Source organism: Mesorhizobium sp. M0626 (genome assembly GCF_040320665.1).
Taxonomy (GTDB): Bacteria; Pseudomonadota; Alphaproteobacteria; order Rhizobiales; family Rhizobiaceae; genus Mesorhizobium.
Genome location: NZ_JAMYQD010000031.1, coordinates 1 through 23,841, shown reverse-complemented (window position 1 = coordinate 23,841; position 23,841 = coordinate 1). Strand labels below are relative to the sequence as shown.

Here is a 23,841-nt window from a genome sequence, read left to right as displayed (position 1 = left end):
CCGACCGCGGGTTTCAGCGTCGACGAGATTTGGCATTCCGTATCGCCCCAATAATCGGTTATCAGTCCGCCGGAAGGGACGAGGTCTTCCTGTATTGTACACAGGACCTGTCGCTGCAGGCCCCACAGCGTTGAAGCTGATGCTGGTGGAAACACTGATCCCGAATTGTGCACCACTTCGCATTGGAGGCGCCAACATAGAGTCGCGAACGGTGCCATCGCATTATTAGATGACACATGGCGTAGCTCTAAGGAGCAGAACGCCTTGGCGGAGACTCGCAACATGGCTAGGCCGTAGACTCATAAGCGCGGAGCCACAGGCGCATTGAGGCGAGCTGGATCATGGCGAGGAAGTTGGCAGGGAGTTTGTCGTAGCGGGTCGCGACGCGGCGGAAGTGCTTCAGCTTGGAGAAGAAGCGCTCAATGAGGTTGCGCTCGCGGTAGAGCCGCTTGCTGAAGCAGGGCTTCCAGCGCCGGTTGCTTTTCGGCGGGATGTTGGGCGTCGCGCCCTGCTCCTGAATCAGTTCGCGGATGCGATCGGCGTCATAGGCTTTGTCGGCCAGCACGATGGTGCGCGGGCCAAGATGATCGAGCAGCCGGTCAACGACCTGCCCATCGTGCGTCTGCCCGGCGGTCAGGCCGAGCCGGATCGGGAGGCCCTGCACATCGACGACGACGTGAATCTTGGTCGTGAGCCCACCGCGTGATCGACCGAGACAGTGATCTGGACCCCCCTTTTTGCCGTCGCTGCCTGCTGGTGGGCGCGAACGGAGGTACTGTCGATCATCTGGATGGCGCCGTCGTAGGCGGCAGTGATGGCGTCCATCAGCCGGTCCCACACGCCTGCCTTCCGCCATCGCACGAAGCGGTTGTAGCAGGTGGTGCGCGCGCCATAGCGCTCGGCTAGGTCCCGCCATGGTGCGCCCGATCGCAGCACCCAGAAGATGCCGTTCAGCACGCGCCGGTCACCGACGAGCGGTACGCCTCTGGATTTGTTGGGCAGCAGCGGCTCGATCACACGCCACTCGACGTCGGTCAGATGACATCGGCTCATGCGAACGCTGAATCACAATCTGGCTCGCTTTGAAAGCGGCCTATCGGTGAACATCCAGCTTGCGAACATTCGTCGCGTTGGCCAAGTTTGCGAGGAGGAGCAGCTATGATCGATGTCTACGAAAGCGCGACTGACGACCTAGGGCGGTTCGGCGCCGTATTCGAAAGAGATGACCAAACAGCATACTTCTATTTGCTCGACATGAGAAAGCAGGAGGGCAAATGGATCGTCTCCGCTTTCAATGCCAAAGCTGTGACCGACTTGCCTGCTGACACGCCCGTTTCGATCCGGTGGAGCTCATCTGTGGCCGCAGTCGGGCTGTTCGTTGACGGCGTATTCTCAGCCATCTTTGATTTGCGCACAGCTGATCCGATAGGCCGCTGGGCCGATCTCGAGGATAGTCACCTTTTCGCGGTGCATTGAACCAGAGCCTTCCGGGGCCGGCCGTCTCCCGTTTTACGAGTTCACGACCTAGTCAACAACCGACAATGAACGCGCCGTCTCAATCCGCGGGTGCTGGGCCCGCGACGAAGCTCAGCGTCGATCTCCACCCCGAAACCACGAGGATCACCAAAGTGAAAACGGGTAAGAGAATCAATAGCGTTGCTACTGCGGCGATTGTCGGATCAATCTGGTGGCGGATGTCTTCCCACATCTTCAAAGGCAGGGTGCGCATCGACATCCCTGCTACTAATGATGTGATCACGACCTCATCGAACGAGTGGAGGAACGCGAACAAAGCACCGCCGATTACGCCCGGCCGGATCAGCGGCAGTGTCACCCTGTTGAAGGTCTGCAGCGGCCCAGCGCGCATGCTCATTGCTGCCTGTTCCAGCAGCGGGTCGAAATTCGCTAACGACGCCGAGACGATCACGACGACATAACCGATGGCGCCGATGCTATGCGCAAGGACAATCCCAGTAGTCGAACCGAGCAGCCCGAGGTTAGCCAGCCCGAGATAGGTGGCTATGCCGACGACGATCACCGGAATGGTAATCGGCGTCAGCATCGCCATAGTCATGAAACTTCGCGGGCGAGGAAGGCTGCGGTTAAGGCCGAAGGCGGCAAGCGTACCGATGATCGTCGATAAGATGACAACGATAAAGCCGATCCGAATGCTGGTCCAGGCAGCGGCGTACCATGACGGATCACCAAAAAATGACCAATACCACTGCAGCGAAAAACCCGAAGGAGGGAATTCCAAATACTTCCCGGCACTGAAGGACATGACAGCGACGAGAAGTTCCGGAAAGAGCAAATAAAACAGAACGAGCGTAAGAAAAATCTTGCTTACCAACTGTGGCCACCGGCTTTCGCCACCAGCTCGATAGAGCAGTGCCATCCAGCGCTTGGCCCGATAGGCGATAAAAAGTTCACCCACATAGCGCTTTATGATGCCGAGTGAAGGAACCAGAGGGGACCATGACTTAAGCAATGGTTGCACCTTGCGGCGCGATGAACCCGAGAGATCAAGCCCGACCACGGAGAGCATGACTATTGTAACTGCCAGAAGGACAAAGGCCGAGGTAGCGACGCGACCGATATCAAAAGAGCTGCGGACCTGAGCCGCGATGAACGTCGACAGCATGGCGTCTCCCAACCCGCCGAGCGCCGCCGGCGTGATATAGAATCCGAGGCAGATAACAAAAACTAGCAAGCAGCCGCTGCGCACGCCTGGCATGCTGAGCGGGAAGAAAACGCGCCAGAACGCGGTGGACGGTCGAGCGCCCATACTACATGCCGCTGTCATCAGCGATCTGTCGACGCCCATCATCACACTGACTAGAGGCAAGACCATCATGGGCAGCATGATGTGCACCATCCCGATATAGACGGCAAATCGATTATAGATGAGTGGCAACGGGCTGGAAATCAGTCCGCACTCCAGCAACAAATTGTTTACCAAGCCGCCATCGCCAAGGATCACAATCCAGGCGTAGGTTCGCACCAGAGAACTAGTCAGATAGGGTACAAGGACGAGCACAATCAGCGCGATGCGTACTCGTTTGGAAGCGGCCACGATCAGATAGGCAGATGGATAGCCAATAAAGAGGCAGATTGCCGTGGCTATCAAACTAATCTTGAGCGTCTGGAATAGAACGCGAATATTTGCAGGCTGGCTGAAAAAGGCGCTATAGTTGGAAGTTGAAAAGGCAGGCGCATTTAAGCTAGTCAGGAAAAGCTGAACGATCGGTATCCCGAATACAACGAGAAGCATGGCGAGAGCCGGCCCATTTAGAGCGATGGGCATTCGGCAAAGTTCCCGAAGCGTCTTCATCAGAATTTCACGCCCTTACAAAGCGAATGTCTGACCGCAGCCAGTCGAGACGCACCTCGTCGCCAGGCCGGAAGATCTGTTGGTCCGCTGAGACGTGCTCACGAACGATAAGCAAACTGTTCCCGGCGCGCACTTGGTATTTCCGCAATGGGCCTGCATAGATCGTCTCTTGGACAATACCTAGGAGAAATTGTCTTTGGTCCGCGTTGACTCGCTTAGGAGCACCCTTATGGGCTGCGCCGATCCGCTCGGGCCGGAGCATTGCGACGGTGCCCAAAGGCGGTGCCAAATTGGACTCGACCTCGAACCCGGGGGTCTCCAGGATGTTGGCTTCCCCTACAAAATTTGCGACAAAACGTGTCGCTGGCCGGTCATATAATGCCTCCGGCGTATCGGTCTGCTCTATTTCGCCCGCGCGCATAACGATGATTCGATCCGATAGCGTGAGCGCTTCTTCCTGGTCGTGGGTGACGCAGATGGTTGTTTTGCCAAACTCTCGGTGCAGGCTCTTGATTTCACCTTGCATCTGCTCGCGAAGGTTTCGGTCAAGGGCACCCAGCGGCTCGTCTAGTAGGAGAAGTGGCGGGTCGGCGATGAGGGCTCGAGAAAGCGCCACGCGCTGTTGTTGCCCGCCGCTCAGCTGAGACGGCATTCGGCCGCCGAGATCTTTGAGGTGGACACGTTCAAGCATTCGATCGACCAACAATGCTCGCTCCCGGGCCCTCATACCCCGCATTTCCAAAGGAAATTCAAGGTTTCGGCGCACAGTTAGGTGCGGAAATAGCGCATAGCTCTGGAAGACGATGCCCTGATCGCGCCTGTAAGACGGGACCGCGGCTACTGACTTCCCGGCAATCAGGATGTCTCCGTTTGTAGGCGCTGCGAACCCCGCCAGAAGCATCAGCACGGTAGTCTTGCCCGAGCCGCTTGGACCGAGAATTGTCAAGAACTCGCCGCGGCGTACGGCCATTGACAAATCCTTTACCGCGGCAACAGCTCCGTACATTTTGGTAACACTGCGAAATTCTATTTGTGCCTGAACCGTGTGTTTCTCTAACGCTTCATTTTCCACAATTGACCCGGTAAGGTTTTGATGCAAGGTCACTAATGATCCTTTGATATCGCTGTGATTTAGTTTCAAGCGAACAGTTTCTCGATCGCGTCTGGCGCAACGACCATCGAGGTCTCAGAGGCCGACAAATCGACGGACTGGTTCCTCGCCGCTCTAATTACATACCCGATTCGAAATCACTGAAGAATCCACTCATTCCACCGCTCGATAATCAGGTCGTTGTTTGATTTTCCATTCGGTCCCACCTCACTGTACCATTGGGCATCCATTATTATGCTGGATGCCGAGTAATCCGGGTGACTGGCGAATTTATGGCCGATAGCTTCTGGTAAGAGTTTGAACGCATTTCGGTTCGTTGGTCCATAAGGCATAAGCTGCACGAACGCTGCCTGCCTGTCAGCGCGAGTGATAAATTCAATGAACCTCTGTGCGTTCTGAGCGTTCGGGCTTCCTTTGGGGATGGCCCAGCTTTCCCAAGTCATCTTTTGCTGGTTTCGATTGAGTTCAAGCTTCCCGCCTTGGTCAATCAATGCAACCGCCCGGCCATCGTAGGTCTCCGCCAGGTCAACAACCTTATCGTGCAGCATCTGCTGGTTCTCGGAACCCGTAACAAACCATTTGCGGATATGCGGTTTGATCTTGTCTAGGCTGGCGAAAGCCCTGTCGATGTCCAAAGGATATAGGGCGCCGGCAGACACGCCGTCTGCCAGCAAAGCTTCTTCCCAAGGGCCGGATGCTCCGTACTCGCCGGTCGGGAACGTGCGAACTCCGGGATACTTCGCGACATCCCAGAACTCCGCCCAAGTAGCAGGCCGCGGTTTGTCAGCTGGGAACTTCTCAGTGTTGTAGACCATACATAACGCGTAAACGATCGACCCGACGCTATACCGAGTCTTGGCGAAATCTAGCATCGCGCCCAACTCTTCTTGTCTGTATATCGAATAATCAATCGGTTCGAGGTGCCCCTTTTGGGAAGCTTGAATAGCACTTATTGCATCGACGGGCACCACGTCAACGGAAACACTGTTCGTGGAAATCATTAATTCAAACTGAGCCATCGAGAATTCATCGGTGACTGGTGTTACTTTAATTCCAGTCTCTGATTCGAACGGCCGTACATAGGCTTCCATACAGGCCTTCGCGTAATCGCCACCGTTGAGCATGGCTACCACTTCACCCGCTGGTTGGGCTGCAGCCCTGCTCGGTTGGCAAGATATAGCACCTACTGCCATAGCGGATGCCCCGTGAATGAAACGTCGACGGTTTATTGAGATGCTCATAATTTGTCTCCCATTCCCACCACACCCAGCGTATCCTACGCGTCCCCGAAGCATCACCGCAGCGGATTGTTTTTCATAAATATTCTAGTCAACTCGGCATTTTAGCAAAATCAATCCCCAGGCGCCTTTGGTCAAATGCAGTTTGTATATCGGCGTCATCTAAATCCGAGATAGCCGGCCATCGTCTCAGGATGCGGTCAATGCGTGCCGGTGGCTACAGAGTGCACCATCGGGACCCTGACAGTGATGCACAGAACTAGGCTATAGCGGGCTCGGGCATGCATGAAGACGATCTTCTGGCCGGAAAAGCCGATGGACGGACCAGCTGGCACCGTCGTCACCAGCAGCGCCGAGGAGTTGCGAGCCGAACTCGGACCCTAACAAGAGAAGCAGTTCCGGACCCCGAATTCCGCGAGGCGACGGTTCAGTTCCGGTAAACCGGTTCCTGCTCCTCCAGGATCGCCTTTCAGCCCGCTGAGATGCCGTTCGGCCCAGCCGGGGTACTCGTCCCATTTCGCGGGTCGTCTTTTCCGCGATCGCATCGGAAATAGTGCGCAGCGGCCTGCCGGTCCACAGAGCCTTAATGTAGGTCTCGGCGGCCGCTCGAAGTAGACATGCGGTTGAAGGCATCCGCGACCGTATCGCCGATGACCAGCACGCCGTGATTTCCCATCATCATCACCTTGACCTTGGATCGACGAGAAGGTGCGAGCAGCGCTCGCCCTCTTCCTCAAAGGCCAGCCCGCCATAATCGGCATCGACGACATGGCGGTTGAAGAATATCGCCGAATTCTGGTCATCGGCGGCAGGGTCGAGTCGGCCAGCGGGGCCAGCATTGGCATGGATCGAATGGACATGCATGACGCAGCGCGCGTGGCGGACATTGCGGTGGATGGCTCCATGCAGCCCCCACGCGGTAGGGTCGGGCGCATTCGGTCGTGAAATCGTCTCGGGATCGTTGGCGTCGATCAGCAGCAGTTCGCTTGCCTTGATGCGCGAGAAATGCACCTGGTTGGGGTTCATCAGGAACTGCGTGCCGTCATCATTGACGCCAGCGAGAAATGATTGACCACCGCCTCGTGCATGTTAAGGCGGCCGTCCAGCGGAAGGCGCAAGCGACGTCGACGCGCTCCTCATGAAAGGGCAGGTTGGTCAATGTTTCCTTCTGCAGGCGGGCGATGCTCATAGAAGACACTCCGTGAAAAGATGTTAATGGGGCACCATCATATCCCCTCTTTTTCACGTCCGACGAGCTGGGGCTCATCCGACACTCAGGGTGTGCTGCCGCGCCAACAGTGCTACTTCTTCATTGAAGTCGACATACCCTCCGGATCGTATTGCGCAGACGATAGATGCGATAGGAGCGCGAATATCACTGGAGCCGTCTGGCAACGAATCCCTTGAATGCAGAACGCCTATCAGATCTCCCTGCTGCACGTCATCCAGCACCGAGCAACGAGGCTCGAAAATGCCCCGCTGAGGCGATTTCAGCTCATCACAGGCGCGCGTCTCAAGTGTCTGGCTGGACTTTTTTTGACGGAAAGTTGGAGACTCGGCTGTTCCCTCGACAAGTCCGAGCGCTATGAGTGCGTTGCGCATTCCAGTCTCATAGATAGTGAGAGCTTCGGAGCCAACCGTGCCGCCGCCGAATTCAGCGCAGATGAAAAGCTTCCCTTGGCTATGAGCCCACGTGTCGAACATTCCTGGCGTATCTTGGTGTTCCCAGACCAACGTCATGGGCAATTTGAATGCTTCTGCCATTCTGACCGTCCTGGCCATCGACCCGGCGTCGGCTATAGGATGGGTTATGATCGACGGTGGAAAATCCCACATAGGCCCGAAGCTGTGCAGATCAAACACGGTGTCGGCCATTGGCAGCAATAGCCGGGATACAGCATCTGCAATGCGTTCGGTCACCGAACCCTCGGCGCAACCCGGAAAAACTCGATTCATGTTCAAGCCATCGCTTGGAGTGTTGCGGCTCCACGCCTGCAGGGCAAGCGGATTGAGTTCTGGCAAGATGATGACTCTTCCACAGGTTTGCGCTTCTGGCAGCCAGCTAGCGACCCGCCGTGCAACAATTGGCCCTTCCAATTCGTTGCCATGACATCCACCGGTGATAAGCAGGCGCGGTCCCTCCCCCCTATTTAGGCTGAAGACCGGTAATAAAAGCTCGCCGCAGTCTGAACCTTCTCGAACGATAAGATGCCCGCTACTCGCGCCGGGCTTATCCAGATCGATTGAAAGGTATGACATCCGGTTTAGGGTCCCGTTCGTATGTCGCCACTGAGAGTTAAATCGGGGCGAGGTGACGACAGTTTCGGCCCCCGGCTTTGTGGCTTCAAATATGCGCCACCTGGACTTTAATTCACCAATAGATTCTTTCGGACGCTGCCATCGCATTTTCAGATGGTCGCCGCAGCTCAGCCACGGTTCAAGATCCGGGACAATGGCGCGGCTATTTTCCTGACGCATCTCACGGCGGCTCATCGGCCGAGCGGCCGCGGATATCGTCCTCTATTCTGTAGATTTGCGCGATCCTTCTCAGCGCCTGGCTGGCAATCGGCGCGGGACCGGCTGCCGCCAGTTCATAGAAGCGTCGGCGCACGTGTGCCCAGCAGAAGGCGAGCGTGACGCCGCTCTTGTCCGGCGCGCGATAGCCGCCATAGCCGTCGACCTGCAGGATTCCGCTGAAGCCTGCGAGAGAGGAGTCGGACGCTCGGCCTTTCGGTCCGGCGCGTAGACATAGGAGACCCCCGGCGGGTCGCCGCCACGGTCTGGAGCCACGGCACAGAGTTCCGCTGGACCAGGAAGGAAATCATCCCGGCCGCCAGTTGACCGCATCCGACCATTGTCAGCATGCCGCCCTGCTCGTGTCTGCCAAGGCCAAGTCGCTGCGCGATGGCCCTTCGGTCCACCCTTGACGATCCAATGCGCGACGCAAAAGCAGGTCGGGAAGAGGGAGATGGTCACCCAATCGGCCGAATAAGGGGAGACAGGAATGAAGGATTTTGGCCCCCCGACAAACGGGACAGCAACAGTTCCAACTGCCGGTGGAAAGCTGTCCTTCGCGGGACTAGGATGAGGTGAGTTCGTTGTCCGTGCTGTTACCGATTGCTACATCAGGACGCGCCGCAGATTGGTCCATCTCATTCTTCTGAATCCCCCGCAGGGTAGGGCCAGAGCGCCGATCCCGGAGAGAAGCAGGACCCCGCGAAAGACGCGCAATGCTGGCGAAGCGGAAAGCTCGAAAAGCGCCTGACCTCAACACGCCGAATAGAGAATGCATGGTCCCAACGTCGATGACCATCTCAGTGCGCCGCAGATGCGTGGTAGCGTGCCGCCGTTCGCCCCGCGCTTCGTGGCCTTTACTTGGCGCTCGGCGGGAGCAGATTGCACCTGCTCTTCATCACCCGCGGCTTCGATCTGTTTGGCCTCTTCTAGCCCCAGCAGCAACTGAACTGATCCTCAGGGAGCGTCTCAGCACGACGGCCGAAGCGGTGGTGTGCAATTCCTTGATGATTTGGATCAGCCGGGCGTTCTGGACGTCACTCGCCAGGACCATCGCCTTTTTAGCGCGTCCTGATCGTCGGGAAGCTGGTCAGCTGTGATCGCCATGACCAGATCAGACCATATTCGCCGACAGGTCGCGACAGGCGCACATTCTTTGAGTTCCGGGCAAGACGGCGAAGCTCCCCCGCCGAAAACTCCGTCCGCAACTTCACCGCTGATCCCATCGCCGAATCTCCTTCGGCAATAGGGAATCACGGCGCGCAAAGCGGCCAGAATCACAAAAGAGTCAGCAGCCAAGACCCGTTGGTATAACACCTGTGCCGCGCCGCTATTGGCGCGTGCATGAGCAGCCAGGCATTCTGGCGCACACCGTCAGCTTCACCATCCCGCTGTTCGCGGCGTTCGGCTTTAAATGGCCAGTCCTAAAAGCGGCACAGGACAACCGAGTTTCTGGACCCTCAAGCAAATCTACGCAAACGTGCCGCCCGATCTCAATGTCCACATCATCCCGGACAATTATGCCACCCACGAGCCCGTGCTGGTCAGGTCATGGCTGGCGCGCCGGCCATGTTATACCATGTCCACTTTACGCCCACATCGGCATCTTGAAATCAATCAGGGCGACCGCTGGTTCGCTAAACTGACACGAAAGCAGCTGCGAAGCCGCGTACATACCTCAACCAGCCATCTCGATGCCATATTTGCACCTGATCCTGCGCCATAAATGAGAACCAAAGGCCTTTGATGGATCAAGTCAGCTAAGGAAATTCTCTAGTCTATCACGCGCTTCGGCCGAGCGGACCTCTTGTGGCGTCCTTTCATACAGTGACTCGTATAACGATCAGTAGTTAATCAATATTTCACGAGACATATTGCTCAACGACTTCACGCCATTCTCAGTCACTTTAACGGTCTCACTAAAGATGTAGCCGTCATCCTTCTCAAAAATGCCAATGAGAACATGGAATGCCATGTTAGCTTCAATTATGGTGTCGTCGTCTGCTTGGAAGCTGCCCCCACCGTCCATCCAACCGAGGCCCATGGAGTAGCCGCTCCTGGACTCTTTGCGCACACCGTAAGGTTTAAAGGCGCGCTCGAATGCATGCCAGACGTCTGAGCACTTAACTCCTGGCCGGATCGTCTCAACCTGGGCAAGGTAGCCGTCCAAGGCGGCTCGATGCAGGTGCTGCGCCCGAGCGGTCGGCTCCCCCAAGAATACTGTCCGTGACAGTGCGCAGGCGTAACGGTGTCGGAACGCCCCAAGCTCGAAATTAGTCTGACTGCCCATTTTGTAGCTTGCATCGGACCACAAAAGATGTGGTGCATTGGCCGGAGAGCCAGTCGGCATTTGTGGTAACATAAAAACCCCCCCAGGGTATTCCGGTGTGCCTTTGCACAAAGCATGCACGACAGCAGCCCCTACGTCGCATTCTCGCGCGCCAACAGCCATGTCAAGCCGACCCATCTGCATGGCCCTATCCACGATCTTTCCCGCTTGCTCCATGTAGGCAAGTTCAGTTTGTGATTTTACCATCTTTAGTTTGCCAATCATCCCATCAGCATCGATGGCCTTCGATAGGTCCATGCTATTGGAGAGTGCTGCATGGTCCTTTATTCCGAACGTTTTGGCCGTCAGTTCGACCCCGATCCGGTTTGACTTGGTCAGTCCGCGGATGAGATCGCCAATCGGCTCCCATGCAGTCCGTTGGATTGATCCAATGTATTTTTCGGGGTAACTGAGAATACGCGATTGCGGCAGGTACGAGGTTGGTGTTGCACACAAAGTGTCGATTTCGCGCAAGATCAGCCAGGGATCTTCATCGTCTTGACGCACGAGCGCGAGTTGGGGAACATACTCCGAGTATCCGTCATAACCGGTGAGATAGTTCATATTGTCTTCGTTCATAACAAGCAGCGCATCCATACCGCACGCTGCCATCTGCTGTCGCAGTTTGCCCGTGCGTTCGCGATATTCGTCTTGACGAAATGCAGGAAGACGCCCTTGTTGACTAGATGTGGACATGAGCAACTTTCTCCTATCTTCGTAAAAAACGCTTGGGAAACCGCGACGTACCGGCGTTGCAGACCTCAAGAACGTGACATTTTGCCAAACCACCTCAACAGTCTCAATACGGGCGATTCTTGCCACTCAGCGGATCACCCTGCGTGTGTTTCCTTTGTCATCATTTCTAAGGACTTGTCTGCTGACTGGTGATCGGAACGGAGTTAACCTAGCCGGTTTACTCCTCATTTCTATGTTTTGACAAAGAGGTTGCAGTGGGAGCGCTGAATTTGTGGCGCGGTTGGTATCATTTGTGTGCCACGACGATGAGTCGCGAGCTATCACATGTAAACGCTGCACCTTCCTCCCCATAGGCTTCAACAGTTCCGAACCCTGCGCTTCGCAACATGCGTACATATTCAGAAAACCCATACTGCCGGTAAGAAAGGTGCGTTCGTCTAACGCGCCCGTCACGGACGACAATCCTCTCAAGGTTTTCGCGATCGCTTACCACATCGTTGCTATATATATCGATACGCAGATCTGCGTTACGCTGCGCAACTAAACACATCGGGTACTTGTGACGGAGGGAATCGATGCGATTGGGGTTATCGATTAGCAGGCGTCCGCCCTTTCCAAGTGAAGAAGCAGCTTCACTAAGAACTGTCTCATTATCCGCGTCATCGAAATAGCCAAAGGTCGTGTACCAGAGAAATGCCGCGTCGAATCGATCTCGCCAGGGAAGTGAGCGCATGTCCCCCAGAACATACTCGACATTCACCCCAAGTTCAGCCGCATCCGCTTCGGCTTTCGTGAGCAAGATCGGCGAGAGATCAATTCCGGCTACCTCGGCTCCTTTTTTGGCCAGTCGGTTGGCGATTCGCCCATAGCCGCACCCAAGCTCAAGAACTGACCCCCCTGGCGAAAGACGAAGTAGGTTCCAAATCAAATCCGCCTGCAGTTCACTTGCCTGCGGTTCATTAACCACGTCGCCAAAATGGATGTAGTCTTCGCTGAAGTATGACTCTAGTTCTGTCAGAGTAACTTTCTTGCTAATTTGTTCAGTGGGTTTTCTTTCGGAATCCATCTCTTTTCCTTTTCTGGTATACATATTCCGGTGTCCAATTTGCACTGTGAAGAGCCGGATGTGACGACCCACTGTTGGGGGAGGCCTGTCCGTCGCCGTGACATCCGACTTCAGGTCCACCAGAGAACAAGATCCGGGCGTGCGAATCCAAAGAAGCTGTTCAGCACCAGGCGGCGCTTGCAGTTGCCTAATTGACCGGTGACCCCGTGGACGAAACCGCCATCGATCAGGCCGATATCACCCGCCCTGAGCTGGAAGTCGCGGCAAGGAACGCCCTCGAGATAGGCTGCCGAATAAGGATAGCCCGTAGTCTCCACACCTTGAGACTTTCGGTCAGTGACTGTCGGCTTGTGGCTCCACAGCCGCAGATTGCCACCTTCCTCGGGCATGCTGGGATAGAAGTTGAGTGCTGCGACGGTGTTGTGCGCCACCGCAGAAAGTTCGTAATCCTTCCCAGCACATAACACCTGAGCGACGTCGTCGTGGGGATCCAAGGAGAACGTGCCATTGCCAGACCAACTGAGAGCGCGACAAATATTAGCCTGGCCGTGCTCGGAGCGAGCCAACCGCAATTCAATGCCCTGTTTGCTAAGGTCGCGCTTCAACGCGTCGAACAGCGCTCGGACCGGATTAACCAGATTCTCAAAAAGAGCGTGGACGTAGGGTCGCGCAGTTTCCGCCTCTGCGAAATATGTGGCTGCATCCTTCCTATAGTGGGATGCCCCGACATATTGTCCGGGGACGCCATCCTTGCGCTCCTTCAGACCGGGACTGCAGCTGAAGTTCGCGGTGATCACCTCGGCCATTTCGGTGCTGAAAGCTTGCCTAATGTGAAGAGCGGTGATCTGACCCTTCAGAACTAAGATGATGTCCGCAGTGCTGATCGAACCGGTTCGTTCTCGGATCGTAACTGGCGAGGTGGCTGGGGCTTTGGATACTTGATTAGTTTCCATTAGCTTGCTCCTTTAGTGCGTGCTCAAGGATTGCGATGCCCTGATCGAGTTCGTCATCGGTGATGGTTATCGGTGGGAGGACTTTGATGACGTCGCGATTTGGTCCTGAAGATTCGATGAGCAGGCCATTTTCGAACGCGACATCGTGCACACGGCCGACAACGGCCTGCGAGCGACACTTGAGGCCGGCCATCAGACCCCGGCCGCGCTTTTGTTCGATGCACTTGGGAAATTTCGCAACGAGGTAATCGAGGTGTCTTTGCAGTTTGGCGGCGGTTCGCTCGACACCAGCAGTAAACTGCCCGTCTGACCACATTTTGCACATAGCCCCTGCAGTCACGAAGGCGAGATTGTTGCCTCTGAAGGTCCCGCTATGTTCTCCGGGATTCCAAACATCCAGGGCGGGCCGAATCAGAACAATGGAGAACGGGCTTCCTGATCCGCTGAGAGACTTTGAAAGGCATATGATATCGGGATCAATGCCCGCGAACTCAAATGAGAAGAACTCGCCCGTTCGTCCTGCGCCCGCTTGGATGTCGTCGACGATCAAAACAACGCCGTGCCTGCGGCAAATGCCCTGAATTTCCATGAGCCAAGCTGCGGATGCAGTGTTCATGCCGCCTTCTGCCTGGATGGTCTCCAGGATGATTGCGGCGGGCTTTTCAATGCCGCTGCCTGGGTCGCCCAATACGAAGTCTATGTAGGTCGCGGAATCGAAATCTTGGTTCGGGTATTGGTCGTAGGGGACACGGATCACATCGTGGCGAGCAACACCGCCCAATTCCCTAGTCGATGCCGAACCTGAAACCGCCAGAGACCCAAGCGACATGCCATGAAAGGCATTTGTGAACGCCATGACGCTCGAGCGGCCAGTATATTTTCGGGCCAGCGCCAGCGCCGCTTCGTTAGCATTTGTCCCAGTCGGCCCAGGAAACTGTATCTTGTAGGAAAGCCCCCGAGGCTTCAGGATGGAATCCACAAACGTTTCAATAAATTCGCGCTTTGCCACCGTATACATGTCAAGAGATAGGAGGATGTTCTCGCCACCGAGATATTCAACTGCAGGTTTAACGATATTGGGGTTGTTGTGTCCGTAGTTGAGGGCGCCGGAGCCTACGAGAAAATCGATATGAGGCTTACCGCCTTCGTCCCAGATTGTCGCCCCGAGAGCCCTCTTAAAGACTGCAGGAAACGACCGCCCGTAGCGACGAACGTTAGACTCATGAGCCGTGAAAGCGTCGGTGTTCATTTGGGGTCCGTGTGTAAGCGCCGCGTTCAATAGAGAGCGATTAATGCCTTTGGTCGGTCGTTTTTCATTCCACAAGAAGACCACGCAGTCCGAGCGAAAATCTGGTTGTGGCGGATCTAGGCGCTGCGTTTTGTCTGCTGCACAGCTGCACTTCAGACCGGTCCTGCGCCGGCTCGTATGCTGATGAGGTTACTCTGAGATCTCCAGCGTAGTTACGTTGCACTGCATGCCGGTCGGTGAATACGTTTACACGAGCTCGTCCCTAGAGTTGTCCGACAAGCGCCGACTACCGGCGTCTGCTCCCTCAGACGGCAGTCGAATCAGTAAAAAACGCTGCTGTCACATCACAACCGACCAGTTGATCACAGGTCGTGCTCTAGGAGCCAACCAACCTTCCAAACATTCCTATCCCCCTCGGAAAGCGTCCGGAGGGCCGCTGCAGATACGGAGCGTAAAACCCTGCCGAGAGCATCGGATGATCAGGAGGCAACGTGGAGAACCCCCCAGCTGCACCTCGGCAATTTTTCGAGGAACAAAGACAAACTTGAACCGCGATCGAATCGAATTCAGTGGTAGCGTAATCCCAGGTCACTTCGACGTCTTCAGCGATTTCGTGAATAGCAATGAAATCATAGGCGCCGAATCGGTTAGGCACGATCGCTAGATTTGGATTGCAAGAATGATTCGAAAGTACAGCGGGCTCCTCGAATGTAGCATGGACGTTCCAGTCAGTCTGAATGCTATATATTGTTCTCTCTTCCTCAAGTCTGTCAATTAGCCCAGTCATCACTATCTCTCCCGGGAGGAAATCACGGGAAGAAAAGACGCCTCGCCCTCGTTCGACTCCGGTATTCTCGATCTTTACTTTTTGCTTATTTAGTATTCTCGAACATTCAGCGTCATCTTCCAATATAGAATAACCTTTCTTTATTCTATTATTTGGCATAGTGGCTGTCCTTTTCACATATTTAGTCACAGTAGCAAAGCTTTCCGCAATCTGGCCGTTAGGACCCGCGGCATTTGTCGTGAGCAGCTTTTGCGGTCGTCGAGCCCTTATCGATGGCGGGTGGAGGAGCGGTTCGGCAACGAAGAACATTCAACATTTGTGCCAATTCAGCTGGCACGAGCTGAAGCAGCAATTTTGTCGATGCATGACACGAAAAGGCTGCCCAAACGATGCGGCGGACCCGACAAACCCGACACAAATGTCGGAAGTCGGCCGGCGTCCGGTGCCACAACAGCCTCCCATCCCGTATCGACGGCGATGGCACTGGCGCCTAACAATGTTCTCGGCCGGCGTCGTACCTTATCGTTTCCGCTGCGAGCTTGACCACTAGCTTTCGACCGGGCGGCGCTGTGGGACCTGGCTCGCCCCCAGCTCGCTCCCGGTCCAGCATCGCACAGACCGACTCTGCGGGGGGGTGATCTGAAGTCGAATAGGGACGGCATAGGCCCAGTCGCGAACTCCGTCTGGATGAAGCGCTCTGCCTGCCTAGCTTGGTCTTCTGCGGCCGGATAGAGTTTCGTTCAGGTTCATTTTGAAATAGGTCGTGTCCCGTCAGGTGGTGTAGCTCGGCGGTAGCGAAGCCGCTCACGAGCGCGCCGTTAGTAGCGCTGTAGCGAGCGAGCGGCGTGTGGGTGGTCATCGGCGCTTTCCGGTAGGGTTTGGTTGTTGACGCCAACCCATTTCGGAAGGACCACCGATGACCGAAGACATGATGAACCTGCGCACGCTCGTGGAGAAGACCCCGGATGCCGATCTGCTGCGGGAGATGATCGGCTTTGCCGCCGAGCGACTGACGGAAATGGAGGTGGGCGCGGCCACCGGCGCCAGCTATGGCGAGAAGAACCCGTGCGGATCGCCCAGCGCAATGGCTACCGCGACCGGGACTGGCAGACGCGGGCCGGCACGGTCGAGCTGCGCATCCCGAATGAGCGATGATCCCCTGATGATCAGCCTGCCAGCCGTGGCGCGCTGATCAGCCCGGCCCATGCCGGAGAGCACGGCGACTAATGCCGCCAGCTACACCACGCCGCGGGACACGATCTTGAAATATGTAGGACTTCCTATTGGTGAGTCGCTGTTCGCATGCCTCGTCAGTGAAAGCATCGACAACGCCAAGAAGGCCAAGCTGTCCCAGCTTGCGTAGTCTCGGTTCAGCGAAGCACCGACGTGGACGATCTCCTCTCGGCAGGGCGAAGTACGAATCCGTTAAAATCTCTGACTTGCAGAGCAGTTCGTATGCCCCCAAGCCAACCTTCTCCCTTGCGTTAAATTCATTGGCTGCAACAGAACTTTCAAATGAATTTACCGAACCTTTGCGGCTGCAGATCGCTAACTAGGGTACGTTCACCCCCAGTGTCAGATCAGGCACCGATGCAGTTGTGCCATGACCTTGGCACAGCACCGAAAATCGGGAGCACAACCAATGGCCAAAAGAGCATTCATCCTCCTTGAGGGTCATTCAAGGGGCAATGGCCTGCTATACGTCGAAGCGGCTAAGCGTCTTGGCCTTTATCCAATCACCTTGTCGACCAATCCTGCTCAGTACGACTATCTCGCGGCGGAAGCGATGGAGGCAATCGCTGTCGATACGGACAATCTCGACGCTCTGATCCGTGAATTTTCCCATTTAGGAGAGATGTACGAGATTGCTGGCATTGCTGGCTTTTCGGGCGAGGATGAGTCCGTCTATGCAACAGTTGGTAAGCTCTGCCGGCATTTTGATCTACCGGGACCGAACCCCGAATCGGTCGAACAATGTCACGACAAATTCATTCAACGTCAGCTTCTCTCGGATGCCGGCATTCCGGTACCGGCTTATCGCTTGGCAGCGAACATGGCGGACGTAGAATGCTCTGCCGCAGAGATCGGATTACCAGTGATTGTTAAGCCGGCGGTAGGCAGCGGCAGCATGGGTGTTCGATTGTGCCGCGACCTCGACGAGTTGGGTAAACATGCGGCCTATTTGTTGGGTGGGCAGCACAAATGGCGGTCTTCGCCTAGGGTGCTGGTCGAGGAATTCGCAAAAGGTACTTACTATTGGGCAGACACAATGGGAGATCAGATCATTGGAATTGGGACCGCTGACTACGGCCCTCCCCCGCATTTCGTCTGCCGTTCGTGCACCATTCCGGCCCCGCTGACTGATGACGAGCATGAACGTATCGCCGATGCTTCGCTGAGTTGTTTGCGAGCTCTTGGGCTTGGCTGGGGGCCGGCCGGCATCGAATTCCGGTGGACGAAGCGTGGCCCAGTCGTCATTGAAGTTAATCCGCGACTTCATGGCGCGCCCACTCCCCAACTGCTTCAGCTGGCTTACGGTATCGATCTCGTCACCGAGCATATCAACATTGCTACTGGCAAAGAATGTGATTTGCGCAGAAGGCATTCGCACGTTGCGGCCGCGCGGTTCCTAGTTGCTGATCGCGATGGCATCCTTGATATGATCGCCGACGGCAGTCAAGGAACTGCTGTACCGGGCGTTGCCGAGGTAAAATTCTATATTCCACCTAAGACCTCGATCGTTAGGAAAGGCGATTACCGGGACTGGATCGGGCATATCATCGCCACCTCGCCCTGGCACACTCAGGTCGAAGAGATACTCCAACGTGCGGTCGATTCACTCCATTGGTCGATCAAGCATTTTCCGACGGTTGGCGAATAGGCACGATCAGCTAGTCTGGAGACGTCCTGTGATCGACGAATCGATTGTGATGTGACGGCTGCGTTTTTGGGCAGATTCAACATCGCCCTCGATGGAGGTTGACGATGGGAAGAGCATTTAGCGTGGACTTCGGTCGGGGTCTTGAAGACTTCGGACGAGGGCATGTCGGCGCGGCAAGCGGCGGCGCGGGTTGGCGTGGGAGTGTCCAGCGCGATCCGCTGGACTGCGGGCGAAGATCGGCGAACTGGCGCCACGCCCGCAGGGCCGCCGCCCCGCCTCCGGCCTCGATGCGCATAAGCCTTCATCGGGGAGCGCAAGGACTGACGCTGAAAGAGGTGGGAGCGGCTCGTCGCCGAGCAGTCGGTGCGGATCAGCCGCAGCGCCTTGAGCGCTTGGCTTTCGCGGCCACGCTGGACATTCAAAAGTCTGCGCACGCCAGCGCCCCGACTTCCTGAAGCGGCGCCGGGACTGGTTCGAGGGCCAGCTCGATCTCGATCCAGCGAAGCTCGTGTTTATCGATGAGACCGGCCACCATGTGGTACTCACCTCTCCTGAACCAAGAGACATTTCATGCCAATCTTGGCGGCGACTGCCGCGACATCCGCGTGTGGTTGGACTGCACGCCGCCGACGGTGACGAGCGTATCAGCATTTGATGCTATTGCGTCGGCGATGATGTATTCGAGCTTGCGGAGCTTGTTTCCGCCGAACGCGAGACCGGAGTTGCAGTCCTCGGGTTTGGCGGAGATTTCCACCTTGCCCGCAAGATGCTTGGAGAGGCGGTCGAGCTTCTCGATGGGTGTCGGTCCAAATGTAAGAGGATAACGCTCGAACTTTTCCAGCATTTTTCTCCGGCACACGCGATGGAGCTGAATTAGCCATTCACAATCATTCTAGAGGCGTCTTTGATTTGGCATCACCTGCGTTGTCCGGCGTCAGTCCCACGCTATTCCAGCCTCGTTCGGCATTGGGAATCGCAACCGAACGCCGGCTTGAGAGAGACCAATGCGGTTGGCGTTCAAGAACTGTGTCTCCTCATTGTCTAAAATGAGCGCATTGCGGCTCACCAGCTCAACCATAGTATTCCTTCTATTGTCTGCTCAATGTCTATGGTTGCCCCAAAGTTGTGCTAACTTGAGCACTGACCTTGTCATGTCGCCTCAAGGCAGCAGCAGCGATATGGCCAGCATTTCATCGCGCTGGAGCAAATCTGCAGATTCATGCGTCACCTCATCAAGGTCTGGCGGCTCGTACCCTACTTCCTTGCAACTGTCGAAATGCTCAGCCCTTTGGCCAGCTCGGCTAACGCGGCCAGACCGCCAGATCAGAAAGAGCACGCTTGCGAAATACGCCAGCTGAAGGAGCAGCGAACACGCCAGCGACGTGAGGACTACTGTGCCGATGGAATGAGAAGCGAAGTAGACGGTCAGAACGGTGCTGCAAAGGATCATCCCCAGGACGCGACAGAAGGTTCTAAAGGGCAATGCCGTTCTCCTGGATTATCCACCATCATGCAGCGACATTGTCGGCCGCAACATGGGTCTGGCAGTTCTTCGGGCAGACGCGGGCGCAGGCTCCGCAGCCAATGCAGCGGCCAGGATGATCGACGGCCATGATTATGCGATTGAGCTCGCCATCGAAATCGTCGTCTTCGCCGTCGCAGGCGCGGATGACTTCACCCGCGTCGTCGACGCCATAAAGATGCATGACTTCGCGCGAGCAGACTTTGAAACAGCGGCCGCAGCCGATGCAGATCGTGCCGTCTATAGCGGCGAGATATTTCGGCATCCATCCGGAGCCATCGCGGGTGGTGAATGTGCTCCTCATAGTAACTTCTTCATGGCAGCGAGCTCTCTCCTGGCACCATCCAACTCGGCAAAAACGGCCGACGCTTGTTCGGCAACTTCCCCTATCTCGGTCGATTTTCCTGGGAGATCCTCTGCAAGGTCGTGCAATTTCATCTTGCCAATTACCGCCCGCAGCTGAAACTTTCGGACTTTCGTCCCCATCTGATCTAGCTTTGACATAGATCCTTCCCCGAAATCCTTTTCTTCACGCCCGTCCCACTTCGGGATAGGCTTCGATGGCCGCAGTCGGATCGTCGATCAGTTTCGTACCGGCCTCTGCTAGCTGCCTGAGCGTCTCGAAGCGGAACCGGGTGGATGTCTCGACAGAGCGACCCAACCGCCCGGCCGTAAGCGCAATCGTCCGCAGCCCCCTAGCTTTCATGTTTGTCATTGGCGATGTCATAGACCGGAGCGCTTCTCGACCGCGAGCCCGACGGAGTGTAGAACTGGTCGAGCCTCCCAGCACGTCGAGCTCGGGATCGCCCATGAAAAGCATCGCACGGCGATGCTGCTGGTGGCGATGAAGTTCGCCAGCTGTTCGGCGTCCGATTTGCGTTCCCATGAGCCGTAGGAGTCTTGAGCACGGATCAGCCGCACCAGGCATTTGACGAACGGCGTGGCAAGGGCCGCCTCGTCCTCGTTGACAGCCGGGCTGACCGTGGCATCAGACATTTCGCCTTCTCCTCATTTCAGTCCTCTTCCTCGAAGCACGACGTCTGTTTTCTGGGACGCCTACTACGGGCACACTTGCGCAGCCGACGCCTGGCTCGGCGCCGCTGATTCCACACGATTGATGTCCTCGGCCGACCTTCAACACGTCCTCGGCTCCGAAGTCTTCCACGCGAATTCGCGTCGAACATCGCCTCCGCCGCAATGCCGGAGGCCATGAAAATTCGAGCCTCGATCCTGCTGCAAACGATCGACCAAGTGCTGCATGGACCCTCCTTGCTGCGGTCACGCCAGGGAAATGGACGAATTGGCCAGTAAGCCATTTCGACCAATCACCCTTTTTTATCTTTCTTCCTTGGCCGACTGCGCTTTGGCACCTTCGGGAAACTGTTTTGCTCAGCGGCAAAGAAAGCGCCGCAACAAGCCTTCGCACCCCTGTACTTGGCGAGGGCCTGCAGCAAATCCCGCAGATGCTGCTCTTTCAATTCGGCTGGGATAGGGTCCGGACGGTCCAGCGACGTCAGTGCCAGTTCGACCAACTCGATCGCGCGATCATTGTTGCCGTTCTCGTGATAGTACCGGGCGACCGCGGGATAGGACCGGAACTTAGGACTGTCGCCTTGCGGGGGATTCAGCGCCAGGATGTGTTCGGACAGCTCCTTGCCCATCGCGAAGCGCTCAGCAGGGGGAAGGCGCGAATGGTCATTGGCCGGATGGAAAAGTTGGTCTAGCGCCGAAACCATCCAATCCTCGGCATTTTTGTCGATCGCGTCGCGAACCAATTGCCGCATCACGGGCAAGCCGGTCCACATGTCTTGTATTTTGTGAAGCAACAGATGCGCATGAGCCAGGCGGAAATTGAGGTCGTCCGGCATCAAGGCAATGCCCTCTTCGAAAGCCCAGAGCGCTGTCTTCCAATCTTCCAACTTTACCGCCGCCCAGAACCTGTCATCGATCGGCTTCTTCAACGCTTGTCCGCGCGCCAGGGGTTCGCTTGTTGCGATCCGCTCCTGATCGGCCGCTTTCGCTTTGTTGCTGGTACGCCAGCTGCCCTTGAGCACTTTCGGCAAAACCTCACCTAGTTGGCTCGGATGACCGATAAAGGCGAGGCAGCCGTCTCGCTCGACTACGAACGAGGTCGGAAGCCCGACGCAAAAGCTGGGTTCCCTCCAAAGCTTCTTCATTTCGCCTGTGAGGTCGAACCCAATCCGATAATTCAGATCCGGGCACTTTTCGACCAACCACGCATCCAACTTGGTCCGGGCCTCGACGGCCGTTGGAGCGTCTTCATCAGCCGCGATCCCGACGACCTCAAGTCCGCTGTCCTTGTATTTCTCCTGTACCCGCATCAGCTCGAGCATCTCCGCCGCACATAGTTCGCACCAAGTTGCCCAAAATTCGACGATATAGACTTTGCCGGGCTGGAAGTCCGCAAGGGGCTCGCCACGCAGCCAGTCCTCCACTTTGATCGAAGGAGCCGGTGACCCCATCCGCAACATCATCTTCCCCTCCAAAGCTGTTGACAAAGGTTGCGTGACCTTATGGGCAAGCTTGTTTCCCTTTGAGACCGTGGCACGAGGGTTCAACGAAGGGAGAGCATCGCTCGTCTTGCGCATCTGCGTGCATTCAGCCTTCACTCAGTGTTGCTGAAAGTTAATTCGCAAAGGTCGTGCCAACGCGCTCGGCGTGCAGTAAATGCTGATTGTACTTAAAAAGTTTCCGGGGCGCTCAGATAGCCGGGTGTATTAGTCGCGACAGTGTTTTCTGCCATTGTCATGTCTTGGACACGCATCACCCGCTTCGCGTCGGCACAGAAGCGTGGCCCGGACGTCTCGACATATAGGGGACGAACAGATGGACATCATAACTGCGTTGGCTAGCGCCAGCCACGTCATCATCGTCCGCCTCAAGCCTTGCTTGAGCTTCTTGCCGTTCCGGTCGCTCAGCGGAACGCCATTGCAATTGCAGGGGCCGCTCCCTCCGAGCATCGCCTCTGCCCTACCTCTTCCGCTTTGCGCTTGAATTCCTGGCTCGCAACGCCAGAGTTTCACGACGAACCCGGTCATGTCCGGCTGCGTGTCGCGAATAACGCCAGATCGAGGATGATGATGGTGCCGAAGAGAGCCGGGATCTGCGGGCAAGTGCCGGGCCGGTGAACTCTCCCGGATTCCTGCTTTTGTTGTTCTGTATCCCCGTGCACAGGTCCCACAGGGACCGCCTGGTGCGAATGTGAGCGTTGTCGGAATTTGACCAGCCTCAAGGCCGCTCCGTCGCCACGCGGTGGGCCGGGCAGACTAAAACGCTGAAGATGCGGCCGTCCTCGCCGCTGACCCGGCTACCATCCCAGGGCGATGACACGTGATTGATGCCACCGTTCGCGCGCCGACGGCCGGCAAGAGCCCGACCGTCGGACTCGAAGGTCGGTGCGTTGGCCGCTGCACGGTCGTTGCCGTGTTCCGTTCCCGGCCAGTGGTGAAGGAAATCGTGAACGCCAACACGTTGAGTCTACGGTACGAACGCGGCCTGCCGCGCTGAAACCGCTCTCTTTCTCGACCTGACGCGGCTTGAGTATCGGTGTTTTGAGCGCATGAGGACGCCTGGGCTTCTGCCCGACCTTTTGTTGCGCGCTACGGCTTGTCTGGGCGAGCAGACACCGAGCGCGTAGAGGCGTCCGGGAATGTTCTCCTGCAAGTTGCTCGTGAGCTTCCCGAAACCTGCGCGTTCCCGCCACCTTTTCCGACTTCGCATCAGGCCAGGTTAGTAGAACGAAAAGCAACGGTGCTGCCTCAGAACCAGTCAGCGAGCCAAAAAGAGCGGCAATGGCGGCTTACCAACTATCCATCTCGCGACACCGCCGAAGAGCCGCTCACGCAGCCGGCGATTGCCACAAGCGCCCATGACTATCATATCGGCAGACGTGTCGACTGCGTGCAGCGCGAGCACCGCGGCTGCCGATTTTCCGGCGCTCGCCAGCAGGTCAACCGACACCCGAGCACCGTGCCGAGTGAGATACGCATCGATATCAGCTCCCGGCTCGGTTCCATTTCCGGTGCAGGTCGCCTCCGGATCCACTAGCTGTTTGATCCCAGACTTTGATGGCGCATACTTTTCGTCCGAATCAAAGGATGCGCTATGGGCCAGGTTCTTCATGGGAGCGCCACGACGACAGAG

Annotated in this window: 22 protein-coding genes and 6 pseudogenes; 6 read left to right on the top strand and 22 right to left on the bottom strand. The window is 56.5% G+C overall.

Annotated features, from left to right (window positions below):
• Nucleotides 1–286: 286 nt before the first annotated feature.
• Nucleotides 287–1,053, bottom strand: a protein-coding gene (locus tag NKI37_RS29480) for an IS5 family transposase (RefSeq protein ID WP_352791687.1) whose coding sequence is annotated in 2 segments (ribosomal slippage) — nucleotides 287–729 and nucleotides 729–1,053 — 768 coding nt in all. Because the reading frame shifts where the segments join, the coding sequence is not laid out codon by codon here.
• 105 nt (nucleotides 1,054–1,158) lie between these two features.
• Between NKI37_RS29480 and NKI37_RS29475 the strand changes: the two genes are divergently transcribed.
• The gene (locus tag NKI37_RS29475; RefSeq protein ID WP_352791689.1) at nucleotides 1,159–1,476 is read left to right on the top strand and encodes a DUF2251 domain-containing protein; all 318 of its coding nucleotides are present in this window, start codon (nucleotides 1,159–1,161) and stop codon (nucleotides 1,474–1,476) included.
• 79 nt (nucleotides 1,477–1,555) lie between these two features.
• Here the strand turns inward: NKI37_RS29475 and NKI37_RS29470 are convergent, their stop codons facing one another.
• The 8 genes and pseudogenes from NKI37_RS29470 to NKI37_RS32010 all read right to left on the bottom strand — a co-directional run.
• Nucleotides 1,556–3,331, bottom strand: coding sequence for an ABC transporter permease subunit (locus tag NKI37_RS29470; protein WP_352791691.1), 1,776 nt, complete (start codon nucleotides 3,329–3,331; stop codon nucleotides 1,556–1,558).
• Between the two features lie 7 nt (nucleotides 3,332–3,338).
• Nucleotides 3,339–4,337: an ABC transporter ATP-binding protein gene (locus NKI37_RS29465; protein ID WP_352791699.1), complete on the bottom strand. Its 999-nt coding sequence runs from the start codon at nucleotides 4,335–4,337 to the stop codon at nucleotides 3,339–3,341.
• Between the two features lie 242 nt (nucleotides 4,338–4,579).
• Nucleotides 4,580–5,566 (bottom strand): ABC transporter substrate-binding protein, encoded by a 987-nt coding sequence (locus tag NKI37_RS29460; RefSeq protein ID WP_352794630.1) that lies wholly within the window; start codon nucleotides 5,564–5,566, stop codon nucleotides 4,580–4,582.
• Between the two features lie 697 nt (nucleotides 5,567–6,263).
• Complete coding sequence (locus NKI37_RS29450; RefSeq protein ID WP_352794638.1) at nucleotides 6,264–6,356, bottom strand: hypothetical protein; 93 nt, start codon at nucleotides 6,354–6,356, stop codon at nucleotides 6,264–6,266.
• 5 nt (nucleotides 6,357–6,361) lie between these two features.
• Complete coding sequence (locus NKI37_RS29445; RefSeq protein WP_352791697.1) at nucleotides 6,362–6,706, bottom strand: class II aldolase/adducin family protein; 345 nt, start codon at nucleotides 6,704–6,706, stop codon at nucleotides 6,362–6,364.
• A gap of 237 nt (nucleotides 6,707–6,943) precedes the next feature.
• Nucleotides 6,944–7,939 carry a succinylglutamate desuccinylase/aspartoacylase family protein gene (locus NKI37_RS29440; RefSeq protein WP_352794636.1) on the bottom strand — a complete coding sequence of 332 codons (996 nt, stop codon included), beginning with the start codon at nucleotides 7,937–7,939 and terminating at the stop codon, nucleotides 6,944–6,946.
• A gap of 96 nt (nucleotides 7,940–8,035) precedes the next feature.
• Nucleotides 8,036–8,464, bottom strand: a pseudogene (locus NKI37_RS29435) (IS66 family transposase); the annotation flags it as partial.
• Between the two features lie 650 nt (nucleotides 8,465–9,114).
• Nucleotides 9,115–9,301, bottom strand: a pseudogene (locus tag NKI37_RS32010) (IS66 family transposase); the annotation flags it as partial.
• Nucleotides 9,302–9,622: 321 nt separating this feature from the next.
• Here NKI37_RS32010 and NKI37_RS32005 point away from each other — a divergent pair.
• Nucleotides 9,623–9,893, top strand: a pseudogene (locus NKI37_RS32005) (transposase); the annotation flags it as partial.
• Nucleotides 9,894–10,037: 144 nt separating this feature from the next.
• On the opposite strand, the gene NKI37_RS29430 reads toward NKI37_RS32005, so the two are convergent.
• The 5 genes from NKI37_RS29430 to NKI37_RS29410 all read right to left on the bottom strand — a co-directional run bounded on the left by NKI37_RS29430 (nucleotide 10,038) and on the right by NKI37_RS29410 (nucleotide 15,433).
• A complete protein-coding gene (locus NKI37_RS29430) occupies nucleotides 10,038–11,345 on the bottom strand; it encodes a M24 family metallopeptidase (protein ID WP_352794628.1) in 1,308 nt (435 codons plus the stop codon).
• A 160-nt stretch (nucleotides 11,346–11,505) separates the two neighbouring features.
• On the bottom strand, nucleotides 11,506–12,285 hold the full coding sequence (locus NKI37_RS29425) for a class I SAM-dependent methyltransferase (RefSeq protein WP_352791743.1): 780 nt from the start codon (nucleotides 12,283–12,285) through the stop codon (nucleotides 11,506–11,508).
• 110 nt (nucleotides 12,286–12,395) lie between these two features.
• Nucleotides 12,396–13,238 (bottom strand): 2OG-Fe(II)-dependent halogenase WelO5 family protein, encoded by an 843-nt coding sequence (locus tag NKI37_RS29420; protein WP_352791745.1) that lies wholly within the window; start codon nucleotides 13,236–13,238, stop codon nucleotides 12,396–12,398.
• The gene (ectB, locus tag NKI37_RS29415) at nucleotides 13,228–14,487 is read right to left on the bottom strand and encodes a diaminobutyrate--2-oxoglutarate transaminase (protein WP_352562678.1); all 1,260 of its coding nucleotides are present in this window, start codon (nucleotides 14,485–14,487) and stop codon (nucleotides 13,228–13,230) included. Before ectB ends, NKI37_RS29420 begins: the two co-directional genes overlap by 11 nt.
• Nucleotides 14,488–14,863: 376 nt before the next feature.
• Nucleotides 14,864–15,433, bottom strand: a complete 570-nt coding sequence (locus NKI37_RS29410) for an SET domain-containing protein-lysine N-methyltransferase (RefSeq protein ID WP_352794634.1) — start codon at nucleotides 15,431–15,433, stop codon at nucleotides 14,864–14,866.
• A gap of 757 nt (nucleotides 15,434–16,190) precedes the next feature.
• Between NKI37_RS29410 and NKI37_RS29405 the strand changes: the two are divergent.
• The 4 genes and pseudogenes from NKI37_RS29405 to NKI37_RS29390 all read left to right on the top strand — a co-directional run.
• Nucleotides 16,191–16,426, top strand: a pseudogene (locus NKI37_RS29405) (transposase); the annotation flags it as partial.
• A 52-nt stretch (nucleotides 16,427–16,478) separates the two neighbouring features.
• Entirely contained in the window at nucleotides 16,479–16,637 is a 159-nt protein-coding gene (locus NKI37_RS29400; RefSeq protein WP_352791749.1) for a hypothetical protein, read from the top strand.
• Between the two features lie 279 nt (nucleotides 16,638–16,916).
• Nucleotides 16,917–18,155: an ATP-grasp domain-containing protein gene (locus tag NKI37_RS29395; RefSeq protein ID WP_352791751.1), complete on the top strand. Its 1,239-nt coding sequence runs from the start codon at nucleotides 16,917–16,919 to the stop codon at nucleotides 18,153–18,155.
• Nucleotides 18,156–18,259: 104 nt separating this feature from the next.
• A pseudogene (locus NKI37_RS29390) lies at nucleotides 18,260–18,684 on the top strand (transposase); the annotation flags it as partial.
• Between the two features lie 19 nt (nucleotides 18,685–18,703).
• Here the strand turns inward: NKI37_RS29390 and NKI37_RS29385 are convergent.
• From NKI37_RS29385 to NKI37_RS29350, 8 genes and pseudogenes are all read right to left on the bottom strand, one after another.
• Nucleotides 18,704–18,999: pseudogene (locus NKI37_RS29385) on the bottom strand (pyridoxal-phosphate dependent enzyme); the annotation flags it as partial.
• A 315-nt stretch (nucleotides 19,000–19,314) separates the two neighbouring features.
• Nucleotides 19,315–19,638, bottom strand: a complete 324-nt coding sequence (locus NKI37_RS29380; protein ID WP_352791753.1) for an exopolysaccharide production repressor protein — start codon at nucleotides 19,636–19,638, stop codon at nucleotides 19,315–19,317.
• 25 nt (nucleotides 19,639–19,663) lie between these two features.
• Nucleotides 19,664–19,981 (bottom strand): ferredoxin III, nif-specific, encoded by a 318-nt coding sequence (gene fdxB, locus NKI37_RS29375; RefSeq protein ID WP_352791755.1) that lies wholly within the window; start codon nucleotides 19,979–19,981, stop codon nucleotides 19,664–19,666.
• Nucleotides 19,978–20,181 carry a CCE_0567 family metalloprotein gene (locus tag NKI37_RS29370; protein ID WP_352791757.1) on the bottom strand — a complete coding sequence of 68 codons (204 nt, stop codon included), beginning with the start codon at nucleotides 20,179–20,181 and terminating at the stop codon, nucleotides 19,978–19,980. The genes fdxB and NKI37_RS29370 overlap by 4 nt, the downstream gene beginning before the upstream one ends.
• Nucleotides 20,182–20,206: 25 nt before the next feature.
• Nucleotides 20,207–20,392 (bottom strand): DUF269 domain-containing protein, encoded by a 186-nt coding sequence (locus NKI37_RS29365; protein ID WP_352791759.1) that lies wholly within the window; start codon nucleotides 20,390–20,392, stop codon nucleotides 20,207–20,209.
• A gap of 8 nt (nucleotides 20,393–20,400) precedes the next feature.
• Nucleotides 20,401–20,673: a hypothetical protein gene (locus NKI37_RS29360; RefSeq protein WP_352791761.1), complete on the bottom strand. Its 273-nt coding sequence runs from the start codon at nucleotides 20,671–20,673 to the stop codon at nucleotides 20,401–20,403.
• Nucleotides 20,674–21,002: 329 nt separating this feature from the next.
• On the bottom strand, nucleotides 21,003–22,172 hold the full coding sequence (locus NKI37_RS29355; protein ID WP_502896412.1) for a TlpA disulfide reductase family protein: 1,170 nt from the start codon (nucleotides 22,170–22,172) through the stop codon (nucleotides 21,003–21,005).
• Nucleotides 22,173–23,466: 1,294 nt separating this feature from the next.
• Nucleotides 23,467–23,841, bottom strand: a 375-nt coding sequence (locus tag NKI37_RS29350) for a universal stress protein (protein ID WP_352791765.1), incomplete at its 5' end; no start/stop codon positions are given.